Annotated in this window: 14 protein-coding genes and 1 tRNA gene; 3 read left to right on the top strand and 12 right to left on the bottom strand. The window is 63.9% G+C overall.

All coding sequences use genetic code 11. From position 1 onward, the window contains the following. Nucleotide 1 precedes the first annotated feature (1 nt). From ribB to FHS69_RS02945, 3 genes are all read right to left on the bottom strand, one after another. On the bottom strand, nt 2-1,246 hold the full coding sequence (gene ribB / locus FHS69_RS02955; RefSeq protein WP_166776426.1) for a 3,4-dihydroxy-2-butanone-4-phosphate synthase: 1,245 nt from the start codon (nt 1,244-1,246) through the stop codon (nt 2-4). A 114-nt stretch (nt 1,247-1,360) separates the two neighbouring features. Then, nucleotides 1,361-1,436 (bottom strand) — tRNA-Lys (locus FHS69_RS02950). A 117-nt stretch (nt 1,437-1,553) separates the two neighbouring features. Then, nucleotides 1,554-1,916 carry a hypothetical protein gene (locus FHS69_RS02945; protein ID WP_166776424.1) on the bottom strand — a complete coding sequence of 121 codons (363 nt, stop codon included), beginning with the start codon at nt 1,914-1,916 and terminating at the stop codon, nt 1,554-1,556. Between the two features lie 122 nt (nt 1,917-2,038). Here FHS69_RS02945 and FHS69_RS02940 point away from each other — a divergent pair, with 122 nt between their 5' ends. Continuing rightward, the gene (locus FHS69_RS02940; protein ID WP_166776422.1) at nt 2,039-2,719 is read left to right on the top strand and encodes a helix-turn-helix transcriptional regulator; all 681 of its coding nucleotides are present in this window, start codon (nt 2,039-2,041) and stop codon (nt 2,717-2,719) included. Here FHS69_RS02940 and rodA read toward each other — a convergent pair. The 5 genes from rodA to FHS69_RS02915 are packed head-to-tail and all read right to left on the bottom strand — an operon-like array spanning nt 2,716 to nt 8,464. Next, nucleotides 2,716-3,834 carry a rod shape-determining protein RodA gene (gene rodA / locus FHS69_RS02935; protein WP_166776420.1) on the bottom strand — a complete coding sequence of 373 codons (1,119 nt, stop codon included), beginning with the start codon at nt 3,832-3,834 and terminating at the stop codon, nt 2,716-2,718. The genes FHS69_RS02940 and rodA overlap by 4 nt on opposite strands. Beyond that, entirely contained in the window at nt 3,831-5,966 is a 2,136-nt protein-coding gene (mrdA, locus tag FHS69_RS02930; protein ID WP_166776418.1) for a penicillin-binding protein 2, read from the bottom strand. The genes rodA and mrdA overlap by 4 nt, the downstream gene beginning before the upstream one ends. Beyond that, nucleotides 5,966-6,517 (bottom strand): rod shape-determining protein MreD, encoded by a 552-nt coding sequence (locus tag FHS69_RS02925; protein WP_166776416.1) that lies wholly within the window; start codon nt 6,515-6,517, stop codon nt 5,966-5,968. The genes mrdA and FHS69_RS02925 overlap by 1 nt, the downstream gene beginning before the upstream one ends. Further along, nucleotides 6,517-7,407, bottom strand: coding sequence for a rod shape-determining protein MreC (locus FHS69_RS02920; protein ID WP_166776414.1), 891 nt, complete (start codon nt 7,405-7,407; stop codon nt 6,517-6,519). The genes FHS69_RS02925 and FHS69_RS02920 overlap by 1 nt, the downstream gene beginning before the upstream one ends. A gap of 13 nt (nt 7,408-7,420) precedes the next feature. Continuing rightward, nucleotides 7,421-8,464: a rod shape-determining protein gene (locus tag FHS69_RS02915; RefSeq protein WP_067504594.1), complete on the bottom strand. Its 1,044-nt coding sequence runs from the start codon at nt 8,462-8,464 to the stop codon at nt 7,421-7,423. A gap of 195 nt (nt 8,465-8,659) precedes the next feature. Here FHS69_RS02915 and mutL point away from each other — a divergent pair, with 195 nt between their 5' ends. Then, nucleotides 8,660-10,471, top strand: coding sequence for a DNA mismatch repair endonuclease MutL (mutL, locus tag FHS69_RS02910; protein ID WP_166776412.1), 1,812 nt, complete (start codon nt 8,660-8,662; stop codon nt 10,469-10,471). Further along, nucleotides 10,471-10,956 carry a hypothetical protein gene (locus tag FHS69_RS02905; RefSeq protein ID WP_067504589.1) on the top strand — a complete coding sequence of 162 codons (486 nt, stop codon included), beginning with the start codon at nt 10,471-10,473 and terminating at the stop codon, nt 10,954-10,956. Before mutL ends, FHS69_RS02905 begins: the two co-directional genes overlap by 1 nt. A 1-nt stretch (nt 10,957) precedes the next feature. Here the strand turns inward: FHS69_RS02905 and FHS69_RS02900 are convergent, their stop codons facing one another. From FHS69_RS02900 to FHS69_RS02885, 4 genes are all read right to left on the bottom strand, one after another. After that, nucleotides 10,958-11,416, bottom strand: a complete 459-nt coding sequence (locus FHS69_RS02900; RefSeq protein WP_130586537.1) for a MaoC family dehydratase — start codon at nt 11,414-11,416, stop codon at nt 10,958-10,960. 16 nt (nt 11,417-11,432) lie between these two features. After that, nucleotides 11,433-12,200, bottom strand: coding sequence for a MauE/DoxX family redox-associated membrane protein (locus FHS69_RS02895; protein WP_166776410.1), 768 nt, complete (start codon nt 12,198-12,200; stop codon nt 11,433-11,435). Beyond that, nucleotides 12,197-12,994: a DUF1206 domain-containing protein gene (locus tag FHS69_RS02890; protein ID WP_166776408.1), complete on the bottom strand. Its 798-nt coding sequence runs from the start codon at nt 12,992-12,994 to the stop codon at nt 12,197-12,199. The genes FHS69_RS02895 and FHS69_RS02890 overlap by 4 nt, the downstream gene beginning before the upstream one ends. Nucleotides 12,995-13,056: 62 nt before the next feature. Then, nucleotides 13,057-14,328 carry an alkaline phosphatase family protein gene (locus FHS69_RS02885; protein ID WP_166776406.1) on the bottom strand — a complete coding sequence of 424 codons (1,272 nt, stop codon included), beginning with the start codon at nt 14,326-14,328 and terminating at the stop codon, nt 13,057-13,059.

Raw genomic sequence — 14,328 nt, 5'->3', positions numbered from 1 at the left:
CTTACTCCGGGATGGGCATGTGATCGACGATGTTGAGGCCGTAGCCCTCGATCGCGACGACGGTGGGCTGTGAGTTGCTGAGCAGGATCATGTCGTCGATCCCGAGGTCGGCGAGAATCTGCGATCCGATGCCGACATTGCGCTGCGCATCACTCTCGCTGTAGCCGCGATTGCCCGCAGGCCGACCGGTAATCAGCACGATCACGCCCGAGCCATGTTCGCCGACCGCTTGCATCGCGCGTTGCAGCGTGCGCTTGCGCGGACCGGGCTTGCCGAGCACGTCATCGAAGATCGAGATCGGGTGGACGCGCGCCAGCGTGGGCTGCGTTTCGACCACGTGCCCTTTCTGCAGCACGTAGCTTTCGCTGCCGTCGACGGTGTTGCGATAGGTGAGAAGTCGCCAGTCGCCGCCATAGTCGGACTCGAAAGCGTCCTCGGCGATGCGTTCGACCAGATGATCGTGACGCATGCGATATTCGATGAGATCGCGGATCGTCCCGATCTTCATGTCATGCTTGCGCGCGAAACCGATAAGGTCGTCGAGGCGGGCCATGGTCCCGTCCTCGTTCATGATCTCGCATATCACTCCCGAAGGATTGAGCCCCGCGAGACGCGAGATATCGACCGCAGCCTCGGTATGGCCCGCGCGGACAAGCACGCCGCCATCGCGCGCCGCCAGCGGGAAGACATGGCCTGGAGTTACGATGTCGTCGGGACCCTTCGACGAATCGATCGCGACGGTGACGGTGCGCGCCCGATCGGCGGCGCTGATACCAGTGGTGACGCCTTCCTTGGCTTCGATCGAAGTCGTGAAGGCGGTCTGCATGCTTTCGCGATTATCGCGGCTCATGGGCTGCAGGCCGAGCGCTTCGACCCGCTTGCGGTCGAGCGACAGACAAATCAGGCCCCGGCCGTGCGTTGCCATGAAATTGATCGCGGCAGGCGTCGCCATCTGCGCGGGGATGATCAGATCGCCCTCGTTTTCCCGATCTTCGTCGTCGACGAGGATGTACATGCGGCCATTGCGCGCTTCGTTGATGATCTCCTCGGCACCGACGATCACGGGTGTGTCGTCATTGGCTTCGAGAAAGGCCTCGAGCTTGGCCAGAGTGTCCGAAGTGGGGTTCCAGCTATCCTCGTTGCAGTCGCGCAAGGTGTTGGCGTGGAGACCCGCGGCGCGGGCAAGACCGGCGCGGGTCATGAGACCTTGCGAAACCAGCGTGCGAACTTTTTCGATCGTATCCATGGCAGCACGGCTATCACATCATAATGTGACTGCCAATGGCCTCGTCACATCGGATGTGGGTGCAGGCACAATTAACCCGGTGAAGCTGGCTTGGCTATAGAGGAGAGAAGGTGGTGGTGGACGCACTAGGGCTCGAACCTAGGACCCGCTGATTAAGAGTCAGCTGCTCTACCAACTGAGCTATGCGTCCACACTGCGGCTTGCCGCGGCCTCGTGGAAAGAGGCGTTCCCGACTCGGGAGGCGCCCATATAGCGGGCTCTCGAACAATGAAAAGGGCTAAATGCCGATCCCTCGAAAATTCGCCGATCAGGCTACACGGGACTTCGGAAAATCACTGGCTTCGCGTTCGCGCAGGCTCAGCGTTCCGCCAAGCGGGTCGCAGGGATTGTCGCGGATGACCAGCCGGCGCTGCGATTCGAGCGCACGCGCGACCGCGAAGGAAAGGCGGAATGGCAGGCCGGTCAGTTGCGAGAGATCGGCCAGCGTGACGCGGGCGCCGTTCGCTTCGCCCTTGCGCACGAGTTCGAGAACCTGATTGCAAATGTCGCTCGAGAGTCGTTCTGCGACCGCTCCGGAAAATTTACCGCCAACATCGTCTTCGCGGTGGCGTGGTGCGTTGCCATTCATTTCGCGTAGTCCCTGCTGCGCCAGCGACTTGCCCCAACTCAATCGCTTATTAACCAAACAATGTGCAATTACTATAAATTCAGCTAGAAAGACAGTCATTCGGACTGAGGACAAACGCGTAGGTAGAACCATTTATGTGGGATTTCGCAGCGCATATCGCGAGAATGGCCGATTGCGAGGCCATCCTCGAATATGTCTACGCTTCCTGCATCGATCGCGGCGCAACCTGGTTCAGCTATCATTTCACGCCGGCATTCGAATCGCAGACCTCGAAGAAAACCTTCATCTGGGCGCGCGATCTCCCGTTCGAATACCAGAAGCGCTACATTAGCGGTAACTGGCGCGCGCTTGACCCGGTCCCGCGGTTGACCTTCGAACACGGGCCCATCCTTGACTGGAAACGGGCGATCGACCTGGGGCGGTCCGATGCCTCCGCTGCGGCTTTTTTTCGCGAGATCGAACTGGCGGGAGCGGACAATTGGGTCGGATTCGCATTGTTCGGCCCGCACAATCGCGACGGTTACGTCTCCATGCGGTTCGGGACCGACCCGGTGGGGTTCACCCAGGGCGAATTGCAGGAAGTGCATTCGCTACTGCTCGCTGCCCATCTCCAGATCTGCAAGATCATGGACGGGGGCCGCAGTTCGGTGTCGCTGTCTGACCGCGAGCGCGAAGTGCTCGAATGGATGGGGCGGGGCAAGAGTTCGGGCGACATCGCCACGATCCTCGAAATCTCCCCCGAGACGGTGCGGACCTACACGCGGCGGATCTACGACAAGCTGCAAACCAACGACCGGGTCACCGCCACCGTCCGGGCGCTCAAGCTGGGGCTGGTCGATCTCTAGCGGATGAGGCCTGTGCGCGGCGCGGTCTGGTTCCAGCGATTGACCATCATCAGCCCGCCGATACAAAGCATGTTGGTCAGCATAGAACTGCCACCGTGGCTCATGAAAGGCAGCGGGATGCCCACGACCGGGGCAAGACCCATCACCATCATCAGGTTGATGGCGACGTAGAAGAAAATCGTCGCGGTCAGTCCCAGGGCGACCAGCTTGCCGAAGCGGTCGGTGCTTGCGCGTGCGACCGCGAGCCCCCAGCGCAGGATCATCGCGAAAGCGCCGAGCACCACGAGACCGCCGATGAAGCCCCATTCCTCCGCCATAGTGGCGAAGATGAAGTCGGTGTGCGGCTCGGGAAGATAATTGAGGTGGCTTTGCGATCCCTCGTTGAACCCCTTGCCCGAAAACCCGCCCGAACCGATCGCGATCTTCGACTGCGTGATGTGATAGCCATCGCCCAGCGGATCGCTCTCTGGATCAAGGAAAGTAAAGACCCGTTTCTGCTGGTAGGGCTGGAGCCCGAAGAAGAAGGCTACCGGGGCCAGCACCGCGCCAGCCGCTGCTGCGCCGACGAACCACCTCAGCGGCAGGCCCGCGGCGAACATCACCATTGCTCCGCCGAAGACAATCGCCAGCGACGTGCCGAGATCGGGTTGCAGCAGAACGAGCGCAACGGGGGTCAGGATCATTGCACCGGGGGCGATCAACGCGCTCCACGTCGGGATCATGCCCACGGGAAGCGACGCATAATAGCGCGCCAGGATCAAGACGACTGCGGGTTTCATGAGTTCTGACGGCTGCAATTGCATGAAGCCGAGGTTCAGCCAGCGCTGCGATCCGCCCCCCACGAAGCCGATTGCTTCCACCGCCAGCAGCATGAGCAAGACAACGACATAGACGGGCAGGGCCATGAACTGGATGAAATCGCGTGGGAAAAGGCTCAACACGATTGCCATGACAAGGAAGACGCCGAAGCGCAGCAGGTGCGAAGAGGCGTAGGGATCCCAGCTGCCCGCGGCTGCAGAGAAGAGCACCAGCGCGCCGAAGCCGATCAGCGTGAACAGCGGGAACAGCATCTGCCATGGTTGCCGCGCGATCGGCGCGGGGACGATGCCGCTCATTCCTGCGGGCTCCCGGTGAAACTGGACGTGGGTGTAGGGGCGGGTGCCGGTGCTTCGGCAGCCGTCGGATCAGCGGAGGCCGATGCGCGCGAAACTTCTTCGGCCGAGCGCGTGTCCACGCGTGAAGGGCTGGATTCTTCGGCGATGCGCTGTGGTTGCCGGGCAGCGACGCGCGCCTCGGCCTCGACCTGATCGAAGATGTCTTCGTCGCGCGAGGGTGCTGGGGGCACGGATTCTCCCTGTGCCATGGCATAGGCGCGGTACTTGGCGTCGAGCCGCTGCTGCGCGGTACCGCCCCATTGCTGCTCGAGCGGGCGCAGCGCGTCCATGCCCTTCGCTGGATCGAACAGGAAGGTCATGACATCGCGCGCAATGGGATAGGCGGCACCCGAACCGCCGCCATGCTCGATCACCACCGCGCCGGCATATTTGGGCTTGTCGAAGGGCGCGAAGAACACGAACAGCCCGTGGTCGCGATATTTCCATGGCCCGGTGCGGCCGTTCGACACACTCAGCGAAACGACCTGCGCGGTGCCCGTCTTGCCCGCCATCTTGATGTCGTCGAACGGCAGGCGCGCACGTCCGGCAGTGCCGGGGCCGTTGACCACATCGCTCATCGCCTGTCGGACATAGCCGATTTCGTCGGGGCTGAAATCGAAATGCTCGAACTGCGGGGTTTCGCTGCTCAGCCGAAGCCGTGGCATGACCTTGTTGCCAGTGGCCATGCGCGCGCTCATCACCGCGAGTTGCAAGGGATTGGTCAGGTAATATCCCTGCCCGATCGAGGAATTGACCGTGTCGTAAGGCTGCCACGCGCTGTCATGGCGACGCTGCTTCCATTCGGGCGACGGCACGGTGCCGTAAAACTGGCTGGTGACGGGCAGGGGAAACTCCTCCCCGAGCCCCATCTTGTGCGCCCATTCCGCAACCTTTGCGAAGCCGATCTGCTGCGCGAAATGGTAGAAATAGCTGTCGCAACTCTGGTAGATCGCCTTGGCCATATCGACGCGGCCATGGTTGCTCCAGCAATTGAAGAAGCGATTGCCGATCCGGCGCCCGCCATTGCACATGATCGCCTCGTCGGGTTTGATACCCGCATCGAGAAAGGCCATGCAGTGCATCGGCTTCACCGTCGAACCCGGTGGATAGAGCCCCTTGAGAACCTTGTTGCGAAGCGGCACCCGCTCGTCCTCGCGCAACATGCCGTATTCGACGCGTCCGATGCCCTGTGAGAAGCTGTTGGGATCGAAACTGGGCATGGAAGCCATGCACAGCAGGTCGCCGGTGTCGCAGTCCATGACCACGACCGATCCGCTCTCGAGCCCGATGCGGCGCGCGGCGTAGTCCTGCAGCGGGCCGTCGATGGTAAGGCGAACGGGATCGCCCTGGACATCCTCGCGGGTTTCGAGGTCGCGCACGATCCGGCCCGAGGCGGTGACCTCGACCCGGCGTGCCCCGGGTATCCCGCGCAGGTCGAGTTCGAATTGCCGCTCCAGCGCGTCCTTGCCGATCTTGTAGCCCGGCGTGATCAGCAGCGGATTGCGGTCCTGCTCCTCGTATTCCTCCGCATTGGCAGGGCCGACATAGCCCAGCAGGTGCCCGACGCTCGGCCCGGTCGGATAGAAGCGCGAGAAGCCGCGCTGCGGGACGACCCCGGGCAGGTCGGGTAACCGCACACTGATCGCGGCGAACTCGTCATAGCTGATGCCCGAGGCGATCTCGACCGGCTGATAGCCCGGCCCGTCGTTCACCCGTTTGCGGATGTCGGCGGACTGGTTCTCGTCGAGGTCGAGGATGCGGGTCAGTTCGGTGATCGTCGCATCCGCGTCGGGTGTGCGTTCGGGAATGATGTCGACACGGAAATCGGCGCGGTTGGAAGCGAGCGGAGCGCCGTTGCGATCGAGGATCCAGCCACGCCGCGGCGGGATCAGCGACAGGTTGACGCGGTTGCTCTCGCTCTCCAGTTCGTAACGCTCGTTCTCGGCGATGGCGATATAGCCCATGCGCGTCGCGAGCAGTACGCCCAGTCCGCCCATCGCGGTGCCGATGACGAAGGTGCGCCGGTCGAAAGCGTTGTCGAGTGTCGACTGGGTCACGACTTCGCGGGGCCGGGCGCGGCGGCGCAAGCGCATTACAGCACCTTCCAGCGGGTGAGCCGGACCCGGTCGAGCATCGCGACAAGCCGCGCGGCGATTGGAAAGATCAGAACGGTCAGCACGAATTGCGGAAACAGCGCGACGAGCGAATGGACGGTGGGCTGGCCACCCGACAGCAGCCAGCCGGCGAGAAGATAGGAGACGATTACCATAGCCGCAGTGAACCAGTCCTGCCAGTAAGACCGCCATGGCATGCGGGTCTCGAGGATCTCGATACCCAGCATCACCAGCGACCAGGTGAACACCGCGAAACCGAAGGGCTGGCCGCTGTACAGGTCATCGAGCAGGCCTAGCGGTACACCGGCCCATACGGGCAGCAGGCCCGGGCGCACGAGACGCCAGGCGAGCAGCATGACGAGCCCGAGCGGCGGGACAAGCGGCATGGCCGTGGCGATCGGAAAGACAGGCAGCACGATCGCGATGACGATCGAAGCCCAAGGCACGAAATTGGCGAGCAGCCGCGAATGCGAACGGTTGATGCGGCTGCCATAGGCATCGGTACGCGAACGGGGATCGTTGCGCTCCATCACTCGTCCAGTTCGCGCTCGATCGGCGTAGCGGCACCAACGGCCGCTTCGGGCTCGTAGATCGGCTCGACTGCGACATAGTCGGTCGCTGCCGGATCGCTGATGATGCGCGCAAGGCCGCCATCGTCGGTCGTTTCGGTGAGAATCGCCACCGCGATACCGGGCGGGTAATAACCGCCGGCACCGCTGGTGACGAAGACGTCACCCGGCTCGAGCGGATTGATGCCGAGATTGATCAGCTTGATCCGTAGCAGGCCGTCGCCGCGGCCTTCGGCGAAGGCTACGATTTCGTCCTTCGCGCGACGCACGGGCAGCACGCTCTCGGTATCGGTCAGCAGCAACACGCGCGAACTGTCGGCAGCCACTTCGAGAATGCGCCCGACGACGCCGCGCGGCGAACGAACCGGCATGCCGATCGCCACGCCGTCGCGCGCGCCCGCGCCGAGATAGGCGAAACGTCGCGTGCTCGAAGCCGACGAGCCCACGAGGCGCGCCACCGCCACCGGCTTGGTTTCCTTGTCCTGCAATTCGAGCAGGCCTTTGAGGCGCGCATTCTCCTGCCTGACCGCATCGGCTTCGGCGAGGCGAATGCGGGCAAGCTCATTCTCGCGCTTCAACTCGGCATTCTTCGAACCGGCGCGGTAGTAGCCGCTGATCGCTTCCCAAACCCCCTTCGAGCCCGTCCGCACGCTGGCGGCGGTTTCGGTCGCGGGAGACACGCCGCTCTGTGCAGTGCCGCGCAGGCCACCGAACAGATGAGGCTGGAAAAAGGACAGGGCGAGCAGGATCGCGCCGATCAGCGCGCCGATCCCCGCAATCACATACCCGGTAAAGAGATTGTATTGCGCCCTGCGGGAATACCCCGAGCGCCGTGAACCTGTCGGCGCCATTCCCCCTGCCTTCCTATGCCGTCATCAGGACGCCGCGATAAATCGGGTCCTCCATCGCGCGACCGGTACCCAGCGCCACGCAGGACAGCGGATCTTCCGCGATGGTCACCGGCAGGCCGGTTTCCTCGCGCAGGTAGTCGTCCAGTCCGCCGATCAGCGCGCCGCCGCCGGTGAGCACGATGCCCTGGTCCACAATGTCGGCGGCCAGTTCGGGCGCGGTGTTTTCGAGCGCGATGCGCACGCCTTCGACGATCGCGCCGATCGGCTCGGACAGCGATTCCGCGATGTGGCCCTGGTTGATCGTGATTTCCTTGGGCACGCCGTTGACGAGGTCGCGGCCCTTGATGGTGATGCTTTCACCCACGCCGTCTTCGGGCGGACGGGCAACGCCGAAATCCTTCTTGATCCGCTCGGCGGTGCTGTCGCCGATCAGCAGGTTGTGATGTCGGCGGACATAGGAGACAATCGCCTCGTCCATCTTGTCGCCGCCGGTGCGGACCGAGGTGGTGTAGGCCAGGCCGCGCAGCGACAGAACGGCGACTTCGGTGGTCCCGCCACCGATATCGACGACCATGCTGCCGACCGGCTCGGTCACCGGCATGTCGGCGCCGATCGCGGCCGCCATGGGTTCGAGGATCAGATAGACCTGCGAGGCGCCGGCGTTAGAGGCCGCATCGCGGATCGCGCGGCGTTCGACCGAAGTCGAACCCGAAGGCACGCAGATGGTGATTTCCGGATAGCGCATCAGGCTCTTGCGGCCGTTCACCTTGCGGATGAAGTGCTTGATCATTTCTTCAGCGACATCGAGATCGGCGATCACGCCGTCGCGCAGCGGGCGGATGGCTTCGATGGAATCGGGCGTCTTGCCCATCATCATCTTCGCATCGTCGCCCACGGCCTTGACGCGCTTCATGCCGTTGATCGTCTCGAGCGCAACCACGCTCGGCTCGTTCAGGACGATGCCCTGATCCTGCACGTAAACCAGCGTATTGGCGGTCCCCAGGTCGATCGCCATGTTCTGCACGCCGAATTTGAAGAGATTGTTCCAGAAGCCCATTTTAATTCGATTTTCCGTTGTGTCGCGTGATCCGGCGAGAGGCAGGCGGCCTGCTCGCACCGCTCCGCAGGGGAATGGTGGCGGTGCCTTAGCGGGAATGTGGTAGGAATGCCAAAATTTTCGGCGTGTCCTGCGGGGGATAGTATGGCGCGCCGTCTCGGATTCGCGCCGCTTCATCGCTAGATTGCAGCAACCATGCCGCAAATACGACGCCTGCCCGAGAATCTGGTCAATCGCATCGCCGCCGGCGAGGTGGTCGAACGGCCATCGTCCGCGCTCAAGGAACTGGTCGAGAACGCGATCGATGCGGGCGCTACGCGCATCGCGGTCAAACTGGTCGAAGGCGGCCTGACCAGCCTCGAGGTGACCGATGACGGCTGCGGCATGTCGCCCGACGACATGAAGCTGGCGCTGGAACGACACGCGACATCCAAGCTGCCCGACGAGGCGATTGAACAGGTCGCCACGCTGGGTTTCCGCGGGGAAGCGCTTCCCAGCATAGCCAGCGTCGCGCGCTTCACGATCGAAAGCCGTCCGGCCGGTGTCGATCAGGGATGGAAACGCGTGGTCGACCATGGCGAGCTGACGGGCGAGGGCCCCGCCGCCTTGCCACCCGGTACACGCGTGCGGGTGGAAAACCTGTTCGGCAAGATCCCCGCGCGGCGGAAATTCCTGCGCACGCCGCGCAGCGAATATGCCGCCTGCAAGGACGTGGTGCTGCGGCTCGCGATGGCGCGCCCGGACGTGGCGATCACGTTCGACCACGGTGACCGCCGAATTTTCGGCCTTCAGGGCGGGGAAGGGCTGGCCAACCGCGTTGCCCAACTGGTCGCGCGCGAGCTGAAGGAGAACGGTCTCGCGCTCGACATGGAGCGCGGCGCCATGCGGCTGACCGGGATAGCGGGCTTGCCGACCTACAACCGGGGCGTGGCCGACCACCAGTACCTGTTCGTCAACGGACGCCCGGTGAAGGATCGGCTGCTGACCGGCGCGGTGCGGGGGGCTTATGCCGATATGCTTGCACGCGACCGGCATGCGGTGCTGGCGCTGTTCCTCGACATTCCCTGCGAGGATGTCGACGTCAACGTGCACCCGGCCAAGACCGAGGTGCGCTTCCGCGATGCGCAGGGGGTGCGCGGCTTCATCGTGTCCGGGTTGCGGCAGGCGCTGGCAACGGGTGACAAGCGCAGCGCGCAAAGCCCCGATGCAGGGGCGATGGGGCGCTGGCAGCAGGAGCCTGTGTCACCGGAGCGCGACGAACCAGCGCCCGCGCTGCGCTCCATCTTCGAAGGCCGCGACTGGTCGGCACCGCAACAGCGCGTGTCCGAGACCGGTTCCGCGTGGCGCGGAGCGGAACCCGATGTGATGGCGGAGCCGCAGGGCCGCGCCGAGAAGGCGGCCCCGGTCGCGGCGGAGGCGAAGGATTACCCGATGGGTATCGCGCGGGGACAGGTGGCCAACACCTACATCGTCGCCGAAGCGAAAGATGGGCTGGTGCTGGTCGATCAACACGCAGCGCATGAGCGCCTTGTGCTCGAGCGGCTTCGCGCCGCTGGCGCGGAGGATGCGGTTGCGCGCAGCCAGGCGCTGCTTATTCCCGAAGTTGTCGAACTCGACGAAACCAGCTGCGACCGGCTCGAGGAAGCGGCGCTGCGGCTTGCCGAACACGGGCTAGCGCTCGAGCGGTTCGGTCCCTCGGCCATGCTGGTTCGGAGCCTGCCGCATGCCATCGCGCGCACCGACCCCGAGAAGCTGCTGCGCGACATCGACGATGATCTCGCGCTTAACGGCGAAGCGCTGCTGCTCGGTGAAAAGCTCGATCTCGTCCTCGCCACGATGGCCTGCCACGGATCGGTGCGCGCCGGCCGCGTGCTGCGCGTCGACGAAATGAACGCATTGCTGCGCGAAATGGAACGCACCCCGCGTTCAGGCCAATGCAATCACGGACGTCCGACCTGGGTCAAACTGTCGATGGATGACGTCGAGAAATTGTTCGGGAGACATTGATGCGCAGCCTTGCCCTGACCCTCGTGGCGGTGCTCGCCGCCTGTTCGAGCGAACCCACCGAGGAGGAACGAGCAGCGGCGGTGGCCGAGGTCGAGGCGCACCAGACCCCGCCCGCGCAACCGCTCGAACTGGGAGCGATCCGCTATCGCGAGATAGAGAAGCACGAGCTATACGGGGCGGGATGCAGCTTCGCACCCGCGGGTGGGGGATTGGCTGCCGTCGCGCTCGCCATGCCCGACACAGGGCACATCGTCGTCGATGGCGAGATGCTGACACTGGCGGCGGACAAGGGGAGCGCGGAATTGCCCTACCTTGCGCGGAGCAAGTATGATGGCACCGAGCATTCGATGGAGCTCGATCTGGATCAAGATGCGGGTGAAGAGGTGGGTGCGGAAGTGAGCGACTATCCCGCCACGCTGACGATCCGCAATGCGCGTGACCAGATCGTCTACAACCAGTCCGGCATCGCACAGTGCGGGGTGTGAGCTAGTCGGTTCCCTCGGGGTCGCGCGTACGGATCAGCCCGTTGGAAATGAAGGTCATCACGGGCAGATCGTCCTGATTGAGTACCCGGACCCTGCTGCGGTATACGCCCATCTCGGGGCGCGACGCGCTGCGGCGTTTTTCGATCACTTCGGTCTCGCAGCGCAGCGTATCGCCGGGATAGACCGGCTTTTTCCAGCGCAGCTCGTCCACCCCGGGTGACCCGAGCCCGGCCTGCTTGTTCGCGGTGAGATTGGCGACCAGCATCGACATGGTCATCGCGCAGGTATGCCACCCGCTGGCCGAAATGCGGCCGAAATGGGTCTTCGCCGCGGCCTCATCGTCGAGATGAAAGGGTTGCGGGTCGTATTTCCGTGCGAAGTCGATCACTTCCTCGCGGGTGACCTCATACTGCCCGAAAGCGCTCTTCTGCCCGACGGCAATGTCTTCGTAAAACTGCATTGCAAAATGCAATGTATCAAACCGCGGGTCGAAGCAACATCCAAATTCCCATGCCCACCATGGCGAGGTTCTCGGTCAAAGAGACAAAGCCGAGAGGGACATTGCCGCTGCCGCCGACGCAGGCGCACTTGATGCTGCGTTTCTGGATGTAGACCGCGTAGAACACGCTCACTGTCCCGATCGTGCCGATGGTCAATGCGATGGGGATCGACAGCCAGGGCAATTGTCGCCCGGCCATCAGCACCGCCGCCCCCGCCTCGAGGAAGGGATAGGCATAGGCGTAGGGTACCCAGCGCTGGCCAAGCAGGTCGTAGCCCACGAACATGGTCGAGAACTGTTCGACATCCTGCAATTTCAGCATCGCTAGCATGGCCATCGAGAAAGCGACGAACCATTCGGCAGTCCGCACCGTAAAGGCAGCTTCGAAGACATACAGGCTGAGCGTGATGGCCAGCGTTGCGCCGACCGCGAAAACCGCGATCACCGGCGTGTAGCTGGTTTCGTCCTCTGCGGGGTCGCTACGGCCGAAATATGCACGGAGTTCGCTGTAACCGCCGATCCGTCGGCCACCGATGAAGGTTTGCGGCGTGGTTGCAACACCGTGTTCCGCCTTGAACGCATCGGTCTGTTCGCGGGTCGTGAGCCAATTGTCCTCAACCACGAAACCCTCGCGTTCGAGCAGCCACTTGGATTTCGTCCCATAGGGACAGACATGTTTGTCCATCACCATGCGGTAAAGGCGCGCGGTCTTGCCGCCGTTGGTCGACCCGATACCCGCGCTCATGCGCGGAAGCTGGGTACGCGCCCTTCGGCGCCCAGGTCGGGAATGATCCGATAGCGGGCAAGCACGAGGCTGAAGAGCCCGAAGGCGAGAATGCCGATCGCGACGAGCGTGAAGACGATACCTTCGCCTGCGAGGCTCGCCACCGCGTCGCCGAGCGTCTTGATCTGGTCCGAACCACCGCTCATGAAGCCGGCCTTGAACAGCGACCAGCCGATGATGAGGAAGACCACCGCGCGGGCGAGGTAGCCTACGCCGCCAATCCAGCGTGTCTGCGAAGGGGCGCGGTGGCTGATACGGTTCATGAAGCTGCCCGTGATGCCCTTCCTGGCCTGGAAGACTGCGGTGGCGAAGAAGGCAATGCCCAGCAGGCCGAGTACGATCCCGCCGAATTCGACTGTCAGTACGCCCGACGCCGCTTCCTGCGCACCACCACCGTTGTCGCTGCCGCTGGTTGCGAACTTGTAAGCCGAATAGGCCAGCGCAAGGTGGCCGATCGCGCTGCCCGCATGGCCGATCCGCGTGGCCCAGCCGGTGCTGTCGGTACCGTGGTGTTCGACATCGAGCGCGGTCGAGGCGAAGCGGAACAGTGCATAGGCAAGCAGGCCGACAACCATTAGCCAGAGGATCGCGGTGCCAAGTGGGAAGTCGCGAATGGCCTGGAAGATGCCATTGGTGCCTTCGCCTATCCGACCCGCGCTGGTCAGCGCGATCAGGCCAAGGACCGAATAGAGGATCGCGCGGCTGAAATAGCCGATGCGCACCAGCGTGCTGAACTTTTCCGACTTGTCGACCACGATTGTCTCCCCGTTGAGTTGCATAGCCAACGGGGGTGGGGCGTGCTCGTTCCGCCGACGCTCTACTTTTGCGGCGCGAGCGCTCCGGCGACCTCGGCGAGCGAACCATCGGCCCGCTGTGCCTGTGGCAGGCCGATCAGGTGCCGCAGCAGCGGAGTGATCGCGGTGTTCTGGAAGCTGTCGATCGTCACGCCGCTGCGAAAGGCGGGGCCATGCGCGATGAACAGAGAGGCCATTTCGGGGGCATAGGGATCATAGCCGTGATTGCCTCCGCTCCATTCGGAATCCGACGCGCGATTGGTGATCGTCCAGCCGGTATCGGGGAGGCAGAAATAGGGCGGAATGCGGCGGTGCGTGCCGTATTGGAAGCGCGCCGGGATATCCTCCTTGCGCCAGCATTCCATGTGATCGTGTTTGCGCAGGATGGCCGCCTCGAGCGCCTCGACATTGCCCTCGGTCGCCTCGAAGCTGGCATAGGCACCGGCCTCGACCGCACGATAGAGCGAAGCGTCGACGATCTCGTCGAGCACGATCATCTTGTCCGAACCCGTCGGCGCCATGCCGTGGTCGGACACGAGCACGAGGTTGGCGGGCTGGCCAAGCCGCTCGAGCCCGGCGACGAGCGCGGCGACATGCGCATCGATATCGCGCAGCGCGTCCTCGATCACCTCGCCTTCGGGCCCGCCGCCATGGCCGGCACTGTCGACCGTATCGAAGTAGAGCGTGACGAATTCGGGCCTGATGTCCGCCGGACGACGGAGCCAGTCGAGCACCGAGTTCACCCGCTGCGTATTCGACACCTGCATGCTGAAGGCCTGCCAGTCGCTCGGCAGCGTGCCGTCGGTGATCGGGCCGTAGCGGACCGCGGTGCCGCCCCAGGCGACCGCCGAACCGGGCCAGAACATCGCCGCGCTGCGTATGCCTGCCTCTTCAGCCTCGACCCAGATGGGTTTGGCCTCGCTCCACCAGTAGGGATCGACGGTGGCCATGGTGAAGGCCTCGTCGGGCCGATCGGCGTCCTCCATCCGGTTGGCGATGATGCCGTGATGGTCGGGGACCAGCCCGGTCACCAGCGTCCAGTGGTTGGGAAAGGTCTTGGTCGGGAAGGACGGGCGCATGGCCGCACTCGTGCCCTCGGCCGCCAACCGCGACAGCGTGGGCGTAAAGCCGCGTTCGAGATATTGGGGATGGAAACCGTCGATCGAAACGAGGATGGTGACCGGCTCGCGTTGCTCAGCCACCGCAGCGGACGCCACGGGTGTGTCGGCATAGGAAGCGCAGCCTGCCGCCAGGGGAGCGAGGCCGAGCGCCAGCGCAGCGGCGATCCGGTTCAT

This window comes from Qipengyuania flava (assembly GCF_011762005.1).
GTDB lineage: Bacteria > Pseudomonadota > Alphaproteobacteria > Sphingomonadales > Sphingomonadaceae > Qipengyuania > Qipengyuania flava.
Note: the sequence above shows the minus strand (reverse complement) of the source record. Positions and strands in the feature narration are given on the sequence as shown.